This is a genomic window from Pseudomonas sp. NFIX28 (assembly GCF_900107395.1).
GTDB lineage: Bacteria > Pseudomonadota > Gammaproteobacteria > Pseudomonadales > Pseudomonadaceae > Aquipseudomonas.
In genome coordinates, this window is record NZ_FNPW01000004.1 from 13,610 (window position 1) to 28,946 (window position 15,337).

The 15,337-nt window shown below is 66.1% G+C and carries 15 protein-coding genes; 8 read left to right on the forward strand and 7 right to left on the reverse strand.

Annotation, left to right across the window (positions count from 1 at the left end; genetic code table 11):
• The first annotated feature begins 1 nt into the window (after position 1).
• The 5 genes from BLV20_RS08835 to BLV20_RS08855 all read left to right on the forward strand — a co-directional run bounded on the left by BLV20_RS08835 (position 2) and on the right by BLV20_RS08855 (position 4,651).
• Positions 2 to 931 (forward strand): metal ABC transporter substrate-binding protein, encoded by a 930-nt coding sequence (locus BLV20_RS08835; RefSeq protein ID WP_092299882.1) that lies wholly within the window; start codon positions 2 to 4, stop codon positions 929 to 931.
• Positions 928 to 1,683 (forward strand): metal ABC transporter ATP-binding protein, encoded by a 756-nt coding sequence (locus BLV20_RS08840; RefSeq protein WP_092299885.1) that lies wholly within the window; start codon positions 928 to 930, stop codon positions 1,681 to 1,683. Before BLV20_RS08835 ends, BLV20_RS08840 begins: the two co-directional genes overlap by 4 nt.
• Positions 1,683 to 2,582: a metal ABC transporter permease gene (locus BLV20_RS08845; protein WP_092299889.1), complete on the forward strand. Its 900-nt coding sequence runs from the start codon at positions 1,683 to 1,685 to the stop codon at positions 2,580 to 2,582. The genes BLV20_RS08840 and BLV20_RS08845 overlap by 1 nt, the downstream gene beginning before the upstream one ends.
• On the forward strand, positions 2,583 to 3,569 hold the full coding sequence (locus tag BLV20_RS08850; RefSeq protein ID WP_092299891.1) for a metal ABC transporter solute-binding protein, Zn/Mn family: 987 nt from the start codon (positions 2,583 to 2,585) through the stop codon (positions 3,567 to 3,569).
• A gap of 254 nt (positions 3,570 to 3,823) precedes the next feature.
• The gene (locus BLV20_RS08855) at positions 3,824 to 4,651 is read left to right on the forward strand and encodes a class I SAM-dependent methyltransferase (RefSeq protein WP_092299894.1); all 828 of its coding nucleotides are present in this window, start codon (positions 3,824 to 3,826) and stop codon (positions 4,649 to 4,651) included.
• A gap of 176 nt (positions 4,652 to 4,827) precedes the next feature.
• On the opposite strand, the gene BLV20_RS08860 is transcribed toward BLV20_RS08855, so the two are convergent.
• The 4 genes from BLV20_RS08860 to BLV20_RS08875 form a co-directional block, all read right to left on the reverse strand.
• Positions 4,828 to 5,052, reverse strand: coding sequence for an MbtH family protein (locus BLV20_RS08860; protein WP_092299897.1), 225 nt, complete (start codon positions 5,050 to 5,052; stop codon positions 4,828 to 4,830).
• Between the two features lie 81 nt (positions 5,053 to 5,133).
• Positions 5,134 to 6,546, reverse strand: coding sequence for an aspartate aminotransferase family protein (locus tag BLV20_RS08865; protein ID WP_092299900.1), 1,413 nt, complete (start codon positions 6,544 to 6,546; stop codon positions 5,134 to 5,136).
• A 251-nt stretch (positions 6,547 to 6,797) separates the two neighbouring features.
• Complete coding sequence (locus BLV20_RS08870; protein ID WP_092299903.1) at positions 6,798 to 8,120, reverse strand: ATP-binding protein; 1,323 nt, start codon at positions 8,118 to 8,120, stop codon at positions 6,798 to 6,800.
• A 3-nt stretch (positions 8,121 to 8,123) separates the two neighbouring features.
• The gene (locus tag BLV20_RS08875) at positions 8,124 to 8,801 is read right to left on the reverse strand and encodes a response regulator (RefSeq protein WP_092299906.1); all 678 of its coding nucleotides are present in this window, start codon (positions 8,799 to 8,801) and stop codon (positions 8,124 to 8,126) included.
• Positions 8,802 to 8,954: 153 nt separating this feature from the next.
• On the opposite strand from BLV20_RS08875, the gene dsbD reads away from it, so the two are divergent.
• The 3 genes from dsbD to dsbG are packed head-to-tail and all read left to right on the forward strand — an operon-like array spanning position 8,955 to position 12,306.
• Entirely contained in the window at positions 8,955 to 10,691 is a 1,737-nt protein-coding gene (gene dsbD / locus BLV20_RS08880) for a protein-disulfide reductase DsbD (RefSeq protein ID WP_092299909.1), read from the forward strand.
• Positions 10,691 to 11,563, forward strand: coding sequence for a TlpA disulfide reductase family protein (locus BLV20_RS08885; protein WP_092299912.1), 873 nt, complete (start codon positions 10,691 to 10,693; stop codon positions 11,561 to 11,563). The genes dsbD and BLV20_RS08885 overlap by 1 nt, the downstream gene beginning before the upstream one ends.
• Positions 11,539 to 12,306 carry a thiol:disulfide interchange protein DsbG gene (gene dsbG / locus BLV20_RS08890; protein WP_092299915.1) on the forward strand — a complete coding sequence of 256 codons (768 nt, stop codon included), beginning with the start codon at positions 11,539 to 11,541 and terminating at the stop codon, positions 12,304 to 12,306. The genes BLV20_RS08885 and dsbG overlap by 25 nt, the downstream gene beginning before the upstream one ends.
• A gap of 121 nt (positions 12,307 to 12,427) precedes the next feature.
• Here the strand turns inward: dsbG and BLV20_RS08895 are convergent, their stop codons facing one another.
• From BLV20_RS08895 to BLV20_RS08905, 3 genes are all read right to left on the reverse strand, one after another.
• The gene (locus BLV20_RS08895; protein WP_092299917.1) at positions 12,428 to 12,772 is read right to left on the reverse strand and encodes a DUF6124 family protein; all 345 of its coding nucleotides are present in this window, start codon (positions 12,770 to 12,772) and stop codon (positions 12,428 to 12,430) included.
• Between the two features lie 467 nt (positions 12,773 to 13,239).
• Positions 13,240 to 14,292: a hypothetical protein gene (locus BLV20_RS08900; protein ID WP_092299920.1), complete on the reverse strand. Its 1,053-nt coding sequence runs from the start codon at positions 14,290 to 14,292 to the stop codon at positions 13,240 to 13,242.
• Between the two features lie 216 nt (positions 14,293 to 14,508).
• A complete protein-coding gene (locus BLV20_RS08905; RefSeq protein WP_092299923.1) occupies positions 14,509 to 15,327 on the reverse strand; it encodes an alpha/beta fold hydrolase in 819 nt (272 codons plus the stop codon).
• Between the last annotated feature and the right edge of the window lie 10 nt (positions 15,328 to 15,337).

Here is a 15,337-nt window from a genome sequence, read left to right on the forward strand (position 1 = left end):
CATGCCTACTTCATCGCAACGCCGCCCGTTCCTGCGGGTGCTGCTAGTCAGCCTGTTCGCCCTGTTGCTCAGCCCTCTCGCCACGGCCGAGCAGGCCAAGCGCCTGCGGATCGGCATCACCCTGCACCCCTATTACAGCTACGTGGCCAACATCGTCGGCGACAAGGCCGACGTGGTGCCGCTGATTCCCGCCGGCTTCAACCCCCATGCCTACGAGCCGCGCGCCGAAGACATCAAGCGCATCGGCACCCTGGATGTGATCGTGCTCAACGGTGTCGGCCACGATGACTTCGCCGACCGCATGATCGAAGCCAGCGAACGCCCGCACATCCCGGTGATCGAAGCCAACCAGAACGTGCCGCTGCTGGCCGCCACCGGTATCGCCGCGCGCGGCGCCGGCAAGGTGGTCAACCCGCACACCTTCCTGTCCATCAGCGCCTCCATCGCCCAGGTCAACAACATCGCCCGCGAGCTGGGCAAGATGGACCCGGCCAACGCCAAGACCTACACCCAGAACGCCCGCGCCTACGGCAAACGCCTCCGGCAGATGCGCGCCGACGCCCTGGCCAAGCTGACCAAGGCGCCCAACGCCGACCTGCGGGTGGCCACGGTGCACGCCGCCTACGATTACCTGCTGCGCGAATTCGGCCTGGAAGTCACCGCCGTGGTCGAGCCGGCCCATGGCATCGAGCCCAGCCCGAGCCAGCTGAAAAAGACCATCGACCAGCTGCGCGAACTGGACGTCAAGGTGATCTTCTCCGAGATGGACTTCCCCTCCACCTACGTCGACACCATCCAGCGCGAATCGGGGGTCAAGCTGTACCCGCTGTCGCACATTTCCTATGGCGACTACAGCGCCGAGAAATACGAGAAGGAAATGGCCGGCAACCTCGACACCGTGGTCCGCGCCATCCAGGAGGCCGGCGCATGACCGCCCTGCGCACCCTGGCCCACGGCCCGTCCATCGAATTCGACGCGGTCGGCCTGACCCTGGGCCGCACCACCATTCTCGACAACGTCAGCTTCAAGGTGCAGCCCGGCACCGTGCATGCCCTGGTCGGCCCCAACGGCGGCGGCAAGAGCTCGCTGATCAAGACCCTGCTCGGGCAAATGCCGCACCAGGGCCAGTTGCGCCTGCAATGGCCGGGCGAGCCGGGGGTGATCGGCTACGTGCCGCAAGCCCTGGAATTCGACCGCGGCCTGCCGATGACCGTCGACGACTTCATGGCCGCCATGTGCCAGCGCCGCCCGGCCTTCCTCGGCCTCAGCCGGCATTACGCCGTGGCCATAGGCGAAGCCCTGGAACGGGTCGGCATGCAGGACAAGCGCAAGCGGCGCATGGGCGCCCTGTCCGGCGGCGAACGCCAGCGCGTGCTGCTGGCCCAGGGGCTGATCCCGGCGCCGCAACTGCTGGTGCTGGACGAACCGATGTCGGCCCTCGACGAAGCCGGCATCCAGGTCTTCGAACGCCTGCTCGGCGACTGGCGCCAGGCCGGGATCACCCTGCTGTGGATCGAACACGACCTGGAAGCGGTCGGCCGCCTGGCCGACCGCGTCACCGGCCTGCACCGGCGGGTGCTGTTCGACGCCCACCCGCAACAGGCGCTGACCCCGGAACGCCTGCTGAGCCTGTTTTCCACTCACCCGCGCAGCGCGGACATCGTCAGCGGGAGTGTTGCCTGATGAGTTACGAAGCCTTTCGTCTGCTGATCCAGGGCTGGGCCTCCGCCGGTTACCTGCCAGAAGCCCTGGCCTACGGTTTCGTGGTCAATGCCCTGCTCGCCGGCTTGCTGATCGGCCCGGTGCTGGGCGGCCTCGGCACTTTGGTAGTGGTCAAGCGCTTTGCGTTCTTCTCCGAAGCGGTGGGCCACGCGGCGCTGACCGGCGTGGCCATCGGCATCCTGCTCGGCGAGCCCTACACCGGGCCTTACGGCAGCCTGTTCGGCTACTGCCTGCTGTTCGGCATCCTGCTCAACTACCTGCGCAACCGCACCGGCCTGGCGCCGGACACGCTGATCGGGGTGTTCCTGTCGGTGTCCCTGGCCCTGGGCGCCAGCCTGCTGCTGATCCTCGCCGGCAAGATCAATGTGCACATCCTGGAAAACGTGCTGTTCGGCTCGGTGCTCACGGTCAACGGCAACGACCTGCTGGTGCTGCTGGTCGTCGGCGCCCTGGTGATGGGCCTGAGCCTGCCGCTGTACAACCGCATCATGCTCGCCAGCTTCAACCCGCAACTGGCGGCGGTGCGCGGCGTCGCGGTGAAGACCCTGGATTACCTGTTCGTGATCCTGGTGACGCTGATCACCGTGGCCGCGGTGAAAGTCATAGGCGCGATCCTGGTGGGCGCACTGCTGGTGATCCCGGCGGCGGCCGCGCGCCTGCTGAGCCAGTCGCTCAAGGGCTTTTTCTGGATCTCGGTGCTGATCGCCACGGTCAGCACCCTGTGCGGCATCCTGCTGCCGATCCTCTTCGACCTGCCGGTGCCCTCCGGCGCCGCGATCATCCTGGTGGCCGGTGTCGCCTTCGCCCTGGCCGCCATTGCCCGCGGCATTGTCCCCAGCCTCAAAGGGAATATCGGATAAATGCCCAGTTCATTACGTCACCTGACACGCCCCCTGACTTTGGCCCTGGCCCTCGCTGGGCTGGGCAGCGCGCCGGCCCTGGCCCAGCCGGACCGTTTCGAAGCGATGCGCGTCACCGCCAACCAGAGCCTGGGCACCACGGCGCTGCACAGCGCCAGCTCACCCAAGCCGCTCACCGTGCTGGCCTCGCTACCGGTGACCTTCGGCCTCGGCCAGTGGCTGCTGCAAGGCACCGACGTGCAGCTCGAGCGCGCCGCGCCCGACAACCTGCCGGGCTCGCGCCAGACCGCCTACTTCACCGGGCGCGGCGCCCCGGCGCTGCACAAGCTGGCCCTCGGCGCCGACGCGGTGATCGGCCTGCGCTCGATCTGGCCGGACGACCCGCTGTACCCCCATGCGCGGCGCAGCAATATCCGCATCGTCGAAGTTGACGCCGCGCGCCCGGTGGACGGCGCCCTGCCCGGGGTGGCGCTGCAACCCGGCAAGAGCGACGGCCTGAGCAGCCAGCCATGGCTGTCGAGCAATAACCTGGGGCGCATGGCCGATGTGCTGGCCGCCGACCTGGTGCGCCTGGCCCCTGCCGCCAAGCCGCAGATCGACGCCAACCTGGCCAACCTCAAGCAACGCCTGCTCAAGCTCAGCGCCGATACCGAGGGGCAATTGGCCAATGTCGACAACCTCAGCGTCTTCAGCCTCAGCGACCACTTCGGTTACCTGGTCAGCGGGCTCAACCTGGAACTGCTGGACGTCGACGCCCGCGCCGACAACCAGTGGACGCCCGAAGCCCTGCAGCAACTGCAAACCCGGCTCAAGGACAACGACGTGGCGCTCGTGTTGCATCACCGCCAGCCGTCCGACGCGATCAAGGCCGCCATCAGCGCCGCCGGCAGCCAGCTGCTGGTGCTGCAAACCGACAGCGCCGAGCCACTGGCGGAGCTGGAGAACAATATCAAGCAGGTGACCACGGCGCTGAACGCCAAGTCTTGAATGGGTGACAGAGGCGCGACCGCGATTCCTGTAGCCGCTGCCGCAGGCTGCGATCGGGGCGCAGCCCCGTGGACCGGAAGCCGGTCTGATGTGTGGGGTTGCCTGGCTTGGCGCCCGCTTCGCGGGCGATCGCAGCCTCGCTGAGGCTCGGCAGCGGCTACAGGCGCCTGCCTGCGCTTACAAATACCCCCAAGAATCGCTCGCCTCGCCGGTGCTAGCCTGCTGCTCCCATCGAACGGACAGGAAGCCCCGCCATGAGTGACTACCTCAAGCTCAACCAGGCCAACTGGGACGAGCGCGCACCGCTGCATGCCGCCTCGCCGGATTACCAGGCGCAACGGTTTATCGACGACCCGCGGCACTTGTCCGAGGTGGTGCGTTTCGACCTGCCGCTGCTGGGAGATATCGCCGGCCTGCATGGCGTACATCTGCAATGCCATATCGGCACCGACACCCTGTCGCTGGCCCGCCTCGGCGCCCACATGACCGGGCTCGACTTCTCCCCCGCGTCCCTGGCCGAAGCCCGGGCCCTGGCGGCGCGCACCGGCAGCACCATCGAATTCGTCGAGTCCGACGTCTACAAAGCCTGCGAGGTATTGCCCAAGGGCGCGTTCGATCTGGTCTACACCGGTATCGGCGCGCTGTGCTGGCTGCCCAGCGTCGACACCTGGGCGCGCAATGTCGGCGCACTGCTCAAGCCCGGCGGCCGGCTGTTTATCCGCGAAGGCCACCCGATGCTCTGGGCCCTGGACGAAAGCCGCGAGGACGCGCTGGTGGTCGACCTGCCCTATTTCGAGCGCCGCGAACCGCTGGTCTGGGACGACGACAGCACCTACGTCAGCACCGACCGGCCGCTCAAGGCCACCGTGACCCATGCGTGGAACCACGGCCTGGGGGAAATCGTCAGCGCGCTGCTCAAGCACGGCCTGGACATCAGCGGTCTGGTGGAGCACCAAAGCATCCCCTGGGAAGCCCTGCCCGGGCAGATGCGCCGCGACGAGCAAGGCGAATGGCACCTCAAGGAAGCGCCCTTGCGCCTGCCATTGAGCTACACCTTGCAGGCAGTCAAACGCCCAACCTGACGCCCACAAAAAAGCCCGCCGGACCTGAGGGGTTCAACGGGCTTTTGCACCCTGTAGCCGCTGCCGCAGGCTGCGATCGACCGGAATGGTCGTCAGCGATCTTAAGAGCGCCGAAGCCCTGGCGGGCTTATCGCAGCCTGCGGCAGCGGCTACAGGTCAACGTCAGTACGGGGTAATCAGCTGGCCGCCGCCTGGGCGTCCATCTTCTGCCGCAGGCTCAGCGGGCGCATGTCGGTCCAGACCTCTTCGATATAGGCCAGGCACTCCTTCTTGAAACCGCTCTTGCCCACGGTGCGCCAGCCTTGCGGCACGGCCTTGTAGTCCGGCCAGATCGAATACTGCTCTTCATGGTTGACCACTACCTGAAAGAGGATGTCCTCGCGGTCGAATACTGAAGTCATTGCTTGTCTCCATCGCTGTAAGGCTCGCTGCGCTGGGCGCGCAGCGGTTGTGAATAAGGAACGTTCCAGGGCCGCGAAAAATTAGAGGCTGGCGACCGCCGCCGCCAACGCCCGGCTGAAGATGTCCGCCACCTGGTCGATTTGCGCCGCGGTGATCACCAGCGGCGGCAGGAAACGCACCACGCTGCCATGGCGGCCGCCCATTTCCAGGATCAACCCGCGCTTGAGGCATTCGCGCTGCACCAGCGGCGCCAGGCGGCTGAACGGCGGCGGATGGCCGAGGGCGTCCTTTTCGCCGCTCGGGTCCACCAGTTCGACCCCGAGCATCAGGCCGCGACCGCGAATGTCGCCCATCTGCGGAAAGTCGCGCTGCAGGATCCGCAGGTGCTCGCTCAAACGCTCGCCCATGGCGGCCGCGTGCTCGGCCACCTGGTGTTCCTTCAGATAGCGCATCACCGCGGAACCGGTGGCCATGGCCATCTGGTTGCCGCGGAAGGTGCCGGCATGGGCGCCCGGCAACCAAGTGTCGAGCCAGTCGCGGTAGACCACCACCGCCATCGGCAGGCTGCCGCCAATGGCCTTGGACAGCACCACCACATCCGGGATGATCCCGGCGTGTTCGAAGGCGAACATCTTGCCGGTACGAGCGAAACCGCTCTGGATCTCGTCGACGATCAAGGCCACGCCGGCCTTCTCGGTGATGCGCCGCACGCCGCGCAGCCAGTCGAGGTCGGCGGGAATCACTCCGCCCTCGCCCTGCACCGCCTCGACGATGATCGCCGCCGGCAGCTGCACGCCGGCTTCCGGATCGCTCAGCAGGTTTTCCAGGTAGCTCAGGTTGGCCTTCACCCCCGCTTCGCCGCCCAGGCCGAACGGGCAACGGTAGTCATAAGGGAACGGCAGAATCTGCACGCCGTTGGTCAGCAGCGCACCCAACGGCCGCTTCGGCCCCAGGCTGCCCATCAGGCTCAAGGCGCCCTGGCTCATGCCATGGTAGGCGCCCTGGAACGACAGCACGGTGCTGCGGCCGGTGGCGGTACGGGTCAGCTTCAGCGCCGCTTCCACGGCATCGGTGCCGGTGGGGCCGCAGAACTGGATCTTCGCCTCCGCGGCCAGGGCTGGCGGCAACAGGCCGAACAGGTCCTGGACGAACTGGTCCTTGACCGGCGTGGTCAGGTCCAGGGTCAGCAGCGGCAGCTCATCGGCCAGCACCTGCCGGATGGCCTCGATCACCACCGGGTGGTTGTGGCCCAGGGCCAGGGTGCCGGCGCCGGCCAGGCAGTCGATGAAGCGCCGGCCTTCGACGTCCTCGACATGAATCCCGCTCGCTCGCTTGAGTGCCAGCGGGATCCGCCGCGGGTAGCTGCGGGCATTGGATTCCTGCTGGTTCTGCCGGGCCAGCAACGGCGATTCGGCGAACTGGTAAAGCGTCTCGGCGGGCGCGGGACTGGTCCGCGCGGGCTGATCGTCGACAAGGCTGGTAGCAACTGACATCTCTCGAATCCTCACGCTGATGAGTTGAGCGAAACCGCACACCACGCAGGTACGCAGCCGGTTCAGCGCGCACTCGCAGGTTTTCCTGTTTTGGAAACGCATCAGCAAGGGAAGGATTTACACCCGAGAGTGGGTTTATTGCATATCAACCATAAAGGTTGTGGCGGACATGAGAATGCCATCGCGGGCAAGCCTCGCTCCTACAAGGTCACGCCGATTTGTAGGAGCGAGGCTTGCCCGCGATAAGGCCCTCAGGCAGCTTGCAGCGGCATGGTCAACTCGACCCGCAAGCCATCGGGCCGGCTGTCGAAATGCAGCACGCAACCGCAGCGCTGGACGATGGCCTGGACAATCGCCAGCCCCAGGCCGCAACCGGTGCTCTGGCCGTTGCGCCAGAAACGTTGGGTCAAGTGCTGCAGGTCGTCATCGGGAATGCCGCTGCCATGGTCGCGCACCTGGAAGCGCACGCGATTGCCGATGGTTTCCAGGTTCAGTTCCACCGGCGCATCGCTCGGGGTATGCCGCAGCGCGTTATCCAGCAGGTTGCGCAGCGCGGCGATGGCCAGCACCGAGGGCATTTCCAGCGGCGCCGTCGACAGCCGCTCGTCGATATGCAGCCGGACCCGCTGCCGGGCACCGCTGGCCGCGTCCTGGATCGCGGTTTTCGCCACCTGTTCGGCATTGCACTGCACGCCATCCTCGAACGACAGGCTGCCCTCCACTCGCGCCAGCAACAGCAATTGCTCCAGGGTCCGGTGCAGGCGGTCGGCGCCCTCTTCGGCGCGCGCCAGGGATTGGTCGCGGGCCGCGCCGTCGGTCATGCGCGCCACTTGCAGGTGGGTCTTGATCGCCGTCAGCGGGCTGCGCAATTCATGGGCGGCGTCACCGGTCAGGCGGCGCTCGCGCTCGATGGTCTTGCCGATGCGCTGGAACAGCTGGTTCTGGGTTTCCAGCAGCGGCCGCAGCTCGCTGGGCAGCGGCTGGATCTGCAACGGCTCCAGGGAGTCGGCGCTGCGGCGCATCAAGGCATCGCGCATGCGGTTCAGCGGCGCCAGGCCCTGGCCGATCCCCAGCCACAGCAACCACAGGCAGCCGAGCAAGGCCACGCCGACCGGCACCGAAGCCGCCAGCAGCACCGACATGTTCAGCGCCTCGCGCTCGACCTGCCGGTCGGCGGTGGTGATGCGCAAATCGCCCCGGGCCAGGGTGAAACTGCGCCAGCGCACGCCGTCGATCATCTGGTCGTGAAAGCCCATGCGCTCGGCTTCGAGCTTTTCGTCGGGGTGGTTATGGCTGCGGGCGAGAATCTCGCCGCGCAGGGAGCTGACCTGGCAGGCCATGCCCCCTGGGATGTTCAACTGCTCGGCGCTGAAATGGGTGCCCTCGCCCTTGCTCGGCAACGGCGGCAACTGCTCCAGGAGGCCGGCGACCATGCGCGCCGACGCCACCAGGCGCTGGTCGAGGGAAAACATCATCTGGTTGCGCAGGTCGCTGAACATCCAGGCCGCCGCCAGTGCCCAGATCAGCACGAAGGCCGCGCCGATGGTCAGGCTCAGGCGCAAACGCAGGCTCATCACTTACGACTCCTCCCCGCCATCCGCAGGCCCCAGGCGATAGCCCAGACCGCGCACGGTCTCGACGATGCCGTTGCCGAGCTTGCGCCGCAGGTGGTGGATGTGCACGTTGAGGGCATTGCTTTCCAGCTCGTCGTTGAAACCGTAGACGCTGTCCTTGAGCTGTTCGCTGGACAGCACCCGGCCGCGGTTGTGCAGCAGCGCCTGGAGCAGCGACTGCTCGCGCCGCGACAGGTCCACCGGCTGGCCGCCGAGCAGGGTTTCGCGGGTGCTCGGGTCATAGGTCAGGCGGCCGTGCTCGATCAGGTTGACGCTGCGCCCCGCCACCCGTCGCAACAGGGTATGCAGGCGCGCCGCCAGTTCCCGCAGGTCGAAGGGCTTGAGCAGATAGTCGTCGGCGCCGGCCTGCAAGCCGTCGACCCGGTCGGTGACCGAGTCCCGCGCGGTGAGGATCAATACCGGGATCTCCAGCCCGCTGTGGCGTAGCTGCTTGAGCAGCTTCAGGCCGTCTTCGTCGGGCAGGCCGAGGTCGAGTACCATCACGTCGAACTCCGCCACGCCGAGCATGGCCCGCGCCGCCGAGGCGGTGGCCACGTGTTCCACCGTCAGGCCCTGGGCCGTGAGGCCGGCCATGATGCCGCTGGCAATCAGTTCATCATCTTCGCAAACCAGTACGTGCATGGTGGAACCTGTAGAAAAGGAGCGATTAAAACCATCGCCGATTAAGCCGACATTATGCCTGCACCGCCAGTGCCACAAGGCGTGCAGGGTTAATCATCGGTTAATCGCCATCATCCATTGTGCCGCTCACCTGCACCGGTTTAAGGCTTTTCCATGCGTCGTCTGTTCATTGTGTTGTTCATGCTGCTGTCGGGCCTGGCCCAGGCGGGTAACAATCCGTTCGAGGTCAAACCCGACTTTCTCCCGGTCGGCAAAGCCTTCGTCTTCACCTCCGAACGCCTGGCGTCGGGCGAAACCCAGCTGTTCTGGCAGATCGCCGACGGCTATTACCTGTATCAACAACGGCTGAAATTCGACGGCCTGGCGGACGCGCAAAAACCACCCCTGCCCGAGGGCGAGGCCCACAGCGACGAGTTCTTCGGCGCGCAGCAGGTGTATCGCCAGGGCCTGGAACTGAAAATCCCCGCCGGCGCCACCGGCAAGGTCAAGGTCGGCTGGCAAGGCTGCGCCGATGCCGGCCTGTGCTACCCGCCGCAATCGCTGGAAGTGGACCTGGGCGGCAGCCCGGCCGCCGCTGCCGGAGCCGGTACCGAGGCCAGCGACCAGGCCCTGGCCAGCGGCCTGCAACAACGCGCCCTGGGCTGGAGCCTGCTGGTGTTCTTCGGCCTCGGCCTGTTGCTGGCATTCGCCCCCTGCTCGCTGCCGATGCTGCCAATCCTCGCCGGCCTGGTGGTGGGCAGCGGCGCCAGCCCGCGACGCGGTTTCGCCCTGGCCGGCAGCTACGTGGTGTGCATGGCATTGGTCTACGCCGCCATGGGCGTGCTCGCCGCGCTGCTGGGCGCCAACCTGCAAGCCCTGTTGCAGCAGCCCTGGGTGCTGGGCAGCTTTGCCGCGGTGTTCGTGATCCTGGCGCTGCCGATGTTCGGCTTCTTCGAGCTGCAACTGCCGGCGGCCCTGCGCGATCGCCTGGAAAACGCCAGCCGTTCACGCAGCGGCGGCAGCCTGGTCGGAGCCGGGGTGCTCGGCGCCCTGTCCGGCCTGCTGGTGGGCCCGTGCATGACCGCGCCGCTGGCCGGCGCCCTGCTGTACATCGCCCAGAGCGGCAACGCGCTGCACGGCGGGCTCATCCTGTTCGTCATGGGCCTGGGCATCGGCCTGCCGCTGTTGCTGCTGGTGACGGTGGGCAACCGCTTTTTGCCCAAGCCGGGCCCGTGGATGAACCTGCTCAAGGGCGTGTTCGGCTTCCTGTTCCTCGGCACCGCCATCGTGCTGCTGCGCCCGGTGCTCGACGAGTCGTTGTGGATCGGCCTGTGGGGCGCGCTGGCGCTGGTCCTGGCCTACACCGCCTGGCACCAGATGCGTGCGGCCGGGCGTGCCGGGCATCTGTTCGGCGCCGGTTCAGTGGTGTTCGGCCTGTGGGGCAGCCTGCTGCTAGTGGGCGCCGCCGGCGGCAGCGACGACCTGTGGCGACCGCTGCAGGTCTACAGCGGCGACCAGCGCGTGGCAAGCGCCAACGTCCACGACGCCTTCACCACGGTCAACCAGCCGGCCGCCCTGCAAGGCGCCCTCGACACCGCCAAGGCCCAGGGCCAGTGGGTGCTGCTGGACTACTACGCCGACTGGTGCGTGTCCTGCAAGATCATGGAAAAACAGGTATTCGGCCAACCCCAGGTCCTCGAGGCCCTGAAAGACGTGCGCCTGCTGCGCCTGGACGTGACGGCCGACAACGCCGCCAGCCGCGAACTGCTCAACCGGTATAAAGTGCCGGGGCCGCCGAGCCTGCTGTGGATCGGCCCGGACGGCGAAGAACGCCGCAGCCAGCGGATTACCGGTGAGGTAGACGCGGCTGCCTTCCTGCAACGCTGGACCGCTACCCGAGAAGCCCGTTGATGCTGACCTTTACCATCGGCACCTTTGCCATCGCGCTCAACCACCTGCTGCTGATCAGCGCCCTGGCGCTGGCCACCTTTGTCGGCTGGCGAGTCGCCAAGCGCGGTGGCGAGAACCCGGAATCGGTGCTGTTCGGCCTGTTCCTGCTGGGCATGCTGGCGGCGCGCATCGGCTTCGTGGTGGTCTACTGGAAGCACTATCGCCACGACCTGTGGCAAATCATCGACCTGCGCGACGGCGGTTTCCTCGCCTGGCCGGGGGCCATCGTGCTGCTGCTGGCCACCCTCGCCTGGGGCTGGCGCCGCCCGGCGCTGCGCAAGCCGCTGGGCGCCGGCGTCGGCAGCGGCCTGGCCTTCTGGCTGCTCGCCAGCCTGTCGCTGAGCATTTTCGAACAAGGCACCCGGCTGCCGGAAATCGCCCTGCGCAACCCCGACGGCGCCACCGTGCAACTGACCAGCTACCAGGGCAAACCGCTGGTGATCAACCTCTGGGCCACCTGGTGCCCGCCTTGCCGCCGGGAAATGCCGGTGCTGGAAAGAGCCCAGCAGCAGCGCCCGGACCTGACCTTCCTGTTCGTCAACCAGGCCGAAAGCATGCAGAGCGTCAGCACCTTCCTGGCCACCCAGGATTTGAACCTGAACAACGTGCTGTTCGACGGCAGCGGCCGCCTGGGCCAGGCCGTGGGCTCCATGGCGCTACCGACTACGCTGTTCTACAGCGCCGACGGGCGCCTGCTCGGCAGCCACCTGGGCGAGCTGTCCGAAGCCAGCCTGGCCCGCGCCCTGGAACATTTCGACTCACCGCATTCGACCACGGCCACGCAGGCCGCCCCTTCAAGGAAATTGCCATGCCTTTCATCCGCCACCTGCTGAGCCTGTCCCTGGGCGCCGCCCTGCTCCAGGCACCGCTGCTGCACGCCGAAGAACTGCCCGAGGCGATCAAAAAGATCGAAGCCAAAGGCGCCAAGATCATCGGCAGCTTCGATGCCCCGGACGGCCTCAAGGGCTATGCCGCGCAGTACCAGAACCGCGGCATGGCCCTGTACCTGACCCCGGATGGCAAGCATGTGTTGCTGGGCAACCTGTACGACGCCGACGGCAAGGACCTGAGCGCCGAGCCCCTGCAAAAGCTGGTGTACGCGCCGATGGCCAAGGAAGTCTGGGCGAAGATGGAAAAGAGCGACTGGATCGCCGACGGCAAGGCCGACGCACCGCGGGTGATCTACCTGTTCAGCGACCCCAACTGCCCCTACTGCAACCTGTTCTGGGAGCAGGCGCGGCCCTGGGTGAATGCCGGCAAGGTCCAGTTGCGGCACATCATGGTCGGCATCATCCGCGAAGACAGCCCGGGCAAATCCGCCGCCCTGCTGGCCGCCAAGGACCCACAGAAAGCCCTGCAGGACCACGAAAAAGCCGGCAAGGGCAGCAGCCTCAAGCCCTTGGCCACGATCCCCGCCGAAGTCCAGGCCAAGCTCGATGCCAACATGGCACTGATGGACGAACTGGAACTGTCCGCCACCCCGGCAATCTTCTACATGGACGCCAAGGGCGAACTGCAACAGCAACAAGGTGCACCGGCGCCGGACAAGCTGGGCAAGATTTTCGGGCCTAAATAAGGCGCAGATCCGGCGGCGTTCGATACGCCGCCATCGCGGGCAAGCCTCGCTCCTACGGTTGACCGCGTTCTTCCGTAGGAGCGAGGCTTGCCCGCGACAGGGCCCTCAAAAACACCGAAAATCAACGATCCTGACGCCCATCCAACAACGCATCCACCACCGCCCTGGCCATTTCCACGGAATGGACCATCGACCAGATCAACCCGCGCTCCAGGCCACTGCCGCGTTCGGTGATTTCATCGCTGACTTCTTCGGCGCATTTGAGCAAGAGCGAGACATGCACCAGGGCTTCTTCGGCGCTGATGCCTTGGCGGACACAGAAAAGAGAATCCGGACTTACCGGCCCTGCCGCAGTGGCAGGAAGAGCATCGAATGATTCGGCAGGCGAATTGGCCAGAGATTGGCGCAAGGTCTGATTGGCAGTCTTCAGTTCAGGGTAGCGATACACAGGAATTGGCTTTTTCATGGGTGCAGTCCTCAACACAGTGGATATGAATACCCAGCGATTACTTCTGGGTCTTCGTACGTTCCCGACAGTTTTTCGGACTTGCACTTCCGGCCATCGATTTGGCGACGACCCACGCAGACTAGTAGCTCAGAACAGCCACCTTCAAGCCGCAAACTGCGTCTCGGAAATACCCTACAAAAGAAAGCGAATTGGCCCCCTGTAGCCGCTGCCGAGCTCCGCGAGGCTGCGATCGACTGCGCAGCAGGCGCCAAACCTGCCCATGCGGTGTGTCAGGCAAGATACCGTCGCCTGGTTTACGGCCGCTTCGCGCCCGATCGCAGCCTTCGGCAGCGGCTACAGGAGCGTGTCTGAATTCGGCGCCTGTGCATAAGCCGCTTCGTCGGAATGCCGCGCAGTCGATCGCAGCCTCGCGGAGCTCGGCAGCGGCTACAGGGGCGTCAACATTCGGCGTTTGTGCGTAAGGCTCAGGCGAACTCGTCCGGTGCTTCACGGGCGAGGATGTTTTCCAGCTCGCCGGTGTCTGCCCGTTCGTTGAGGATGGCACTGACCTGATCGACCCAGAGCTTTTCCGAGGCAATGCCGGCCCACGACTGGCTGCCGAAGCCGTGATACGGACGGTCATCGAAGGTGCTGATCAACAATTGGTTGAAGCGCACCGTCTCCAGGTTCTTGCGCTGGATCTGCATCTGCAAAGCCCCCAGCACCTTCTGCTGCTCTTGCGGGTTCGGGCGATAGCTGAACAGCCGCGGCGAGCTGAGCACCAGGAACTCCGGCGGCACATTTTCATCGATGGCCGCCTGCAAGCGGTAATGGCCATCGAGAATCAGGTGGCAGCTCAGGCCGCTGACGTACCACAGCAGGATGGGCGGCAAGCTGCCCTCGCGGGCTTTCTTGCGCCACCATTTGAGGCGCCCGGAATGCGGGTCCACTGCATGCAGGCCGACCACCGCGCCGCCACTCTCGCCCAACTCGACCCAGCGCGCCGCGCCGGGTTGCCGGTTGTCGAGGATGTTGCGGCCGTAGATCGCCCACTGCGGCATATGGCTCAGGGCGTCTTCGCCGCCCTTGAAGTACCAGGCTTCGGCGCCGCTCAGCAACGGCCGCATCGGCTTGAGGGATTCCGGGCGCAGGGCCCGTACCAGCCAGTAGCCGGGGTAGAAAAAGTCCGGCTGGTGCTGCATCAACTGCTGGACGAAAAAGCGGCTCCAGGCCTTGAGGCGCAGGGCCGGGTCGAGGCGTAGCTGTTGCTCCACCTGGGGCGAATCGATGGGACCCACCAGGGTTTGCGGCAATTGCTCCAGCAGGTGATTGCGTACCACCCACACGCCGTAAAGGCAGCGAGACATGGTGCCCCAGAGCAGCGTCTGGTCACCCAGCACCAGTTGCATGCGCCGGTTGTGGCCACTGAGCAGGCGCAAGTTCGGCTTGTCGCTGGCCGGGCGCTGGACGTCCACCCCGAGGCCGTTCCAGTTGCCCGCCAGGTCCTCGATATCGCGCCAGTAAATCTGTTCCGTCATCGCCGCTGTCCCTGAATGAAAACGCCCGGCGCAGGTGGTTGGACCTGCGCCGGGCGCGAATATAGCAGAGGGGTCGGGTGGTGGCCGTGGGATTGCATCGCGGGCAAGCCTCGCTCCTACAGAAGCACCGTCAACCGAAAGATCCGTCGGTATAACGCGGACTCTGTAGGAGCGAGGCTTGCCCGCGATAACGTCAGCCCAAACGCCACCGAAGCATCAGCAGGAATGCCGCTGCGCCAAAAACTTCAACAACGCCTCGGTGACAAATTCCGGGTTCTCCAGGTTGGAGATATGCCCCGCCTCGGGCACCAGCTGGTAAGGGCAGCCGATCAGCTCGGCCATTTCCCGGGTTTCCGCAGGTGGGCGCGGTTTGTCCTGGTCGCCGCACAGCAGCAAGGTGGTCTTGGGGTCCAGTTGGTCCAGGCGCGACAGCAAATCTGCGCGGCTGAAGGTGATGCGGCCCATGGGCACCACGCTTTCGCGCAGGCGTTCGCTGGGCAGTGCCGCGAGCACGGCGCGAAAGTCCTGGTAGAGCGCCGACTGCGGGTCGATGCCCGGGCGGAAGAAGATCGGCACCACGATGTCCAGCAACTGCGGCGCGATCACCCCGCTCTCTTCGATCTGCTTGAACAGCGAGAAGTAATACTGGCGGGTCGGCTCCGGCTCGGCCCCCAGATAGGTGTCCATCAGCACCAGGCCATTGATGCGCTGCGGCGCCGCCAGGGCCAGGCGCGCCCCCCACATGCCACCCACGGATAGGCCGACCAGGCTGATGCGCTCGATCTCAAGATGATCCAACAGCGCCAGCACCTGCCGGGCAATGTCGTCCAGCGAAGTGGTGCCTTGCGGCAGCGCGCCGGACTGGCCATGGCCCCACAGGTCGAGGGCGATCACCCGGTAGTGCTTCGACAGCGCCTCGATTTGCGGCGCCCACATGTTCAGGTCCCACAGGTAGCTGCCGGCCAGCAGCACCGCCGGGCCGCTGCCCTGGTCGAGGTAATGAAGGGCTTGTCCATCGATAGTCGCGAAGGGCATCAACTGTCTC

Bases quoted from the DNA above. Each gene is read 5' to 3' on its own strand.
- BLV20_RS08870 (WP_092299903.1), bottom strand. From the start codon at position 8,120: ATGAGCCTGCGTTTGCGCCTGAGCCTGACCATCGGCGCGGCCTTCGTG.
- BLV20_RS08905 (WP_092299923.1), bottom strand. From the start codon at position 15,327: ATGCCCTTCGCGACTATCGATGGACAAGCCCTTCATTACCTCGACCAG.
- BLV20_RS08855 (WP_092299894.1), top strand. From the start codon at position 3,824: ATGAGTGACTACCTCAAGCTCAACCAGGCCAACTGGGACGAGCGCGCA.
- BLV20_RS08895 (WP_092299917.1), bottom strand. From the start codon at position 12,772: ATGAAAAAGCCAATTCCTGTGTATCGCTACCCTGAACTGAAGACTGCC.
- dsbD (WP_092299909.1), top strand. From the start codon at position 8,955: ATGCGTCGTCTGTTCATTGTGTTGTTCATGCTGCTGTCGGGCCTGGCC.
- dsbG (WP_092299915.1), top strand. From the start codon at position 11,539: ATGCCTTTCATCCGCCACCTGCTGAGCCTGTCCCTGGGCGCCGCCCTG.
- BLV20_RS08835 (WP_092299882.1), top strand. From the start codon at position 2: ATGCCTACTTCATCGCAACGCCGCCCGTTCCTGCGGGTGCTGCTAGTC.
- BLV20_RS08860 (WP_092299897.1), bottom strand. From the start codon at position 5,052: ATGACTTCAGTATTCGACCGCGAGGACATCCTCTTTCAGGTAGTGGTC.
- BLV20_RS08845 (WP_092299889.1), top strand. From the start codon at position 1,683: ATGAGTTACGAAGCCTTTCGTCTGCTGATCCAGGGCTGGGCCTCCGCC.
- BLV20_RS08900 (WP_092299920.1), bottom strand. From the start codon at position 14,292: ATGACGGAACAGATTTACTGGCGCGATATCGAGGACCTGGCGGGCAAC.
- BLV20_RS08840 (WP_092299885.1), top strand. From the start codon at position 928: ATGACCGCCCTGCGCACCCTGGCCCACGGCCCGTCCATCGAATTCGAC.
- BLV20_RS08885 (WP_092299912.1), top strand. From the start codon at position 10,691: ATGCTGACCTTTACCATCGGCACCTTTGCCATCGCGCTCAACCACCTG.
- BLV20_RS08875 (WP_092299906.1), bottom strand. From the start codon at position 8,801: ATGCACGTACTGGTTTGCGAAGATGATGAACTGATTGCCAGCGGCATC.
- BLV20_RS08850 (WP_092299891.1), top strand. From the start codon at position 2,583: ATGCCCAGTTCATTACGTCACCTGACACGCCCCCTGACTTTGGCCCTG.
- BLV20_RS08865 (WP_092299900.1), bottom strand. From the start codon at position 6,546: ATGTCAGTTGCTACCAGCCTTGTCGACGATCAGCCCGCGCGGACCAGT.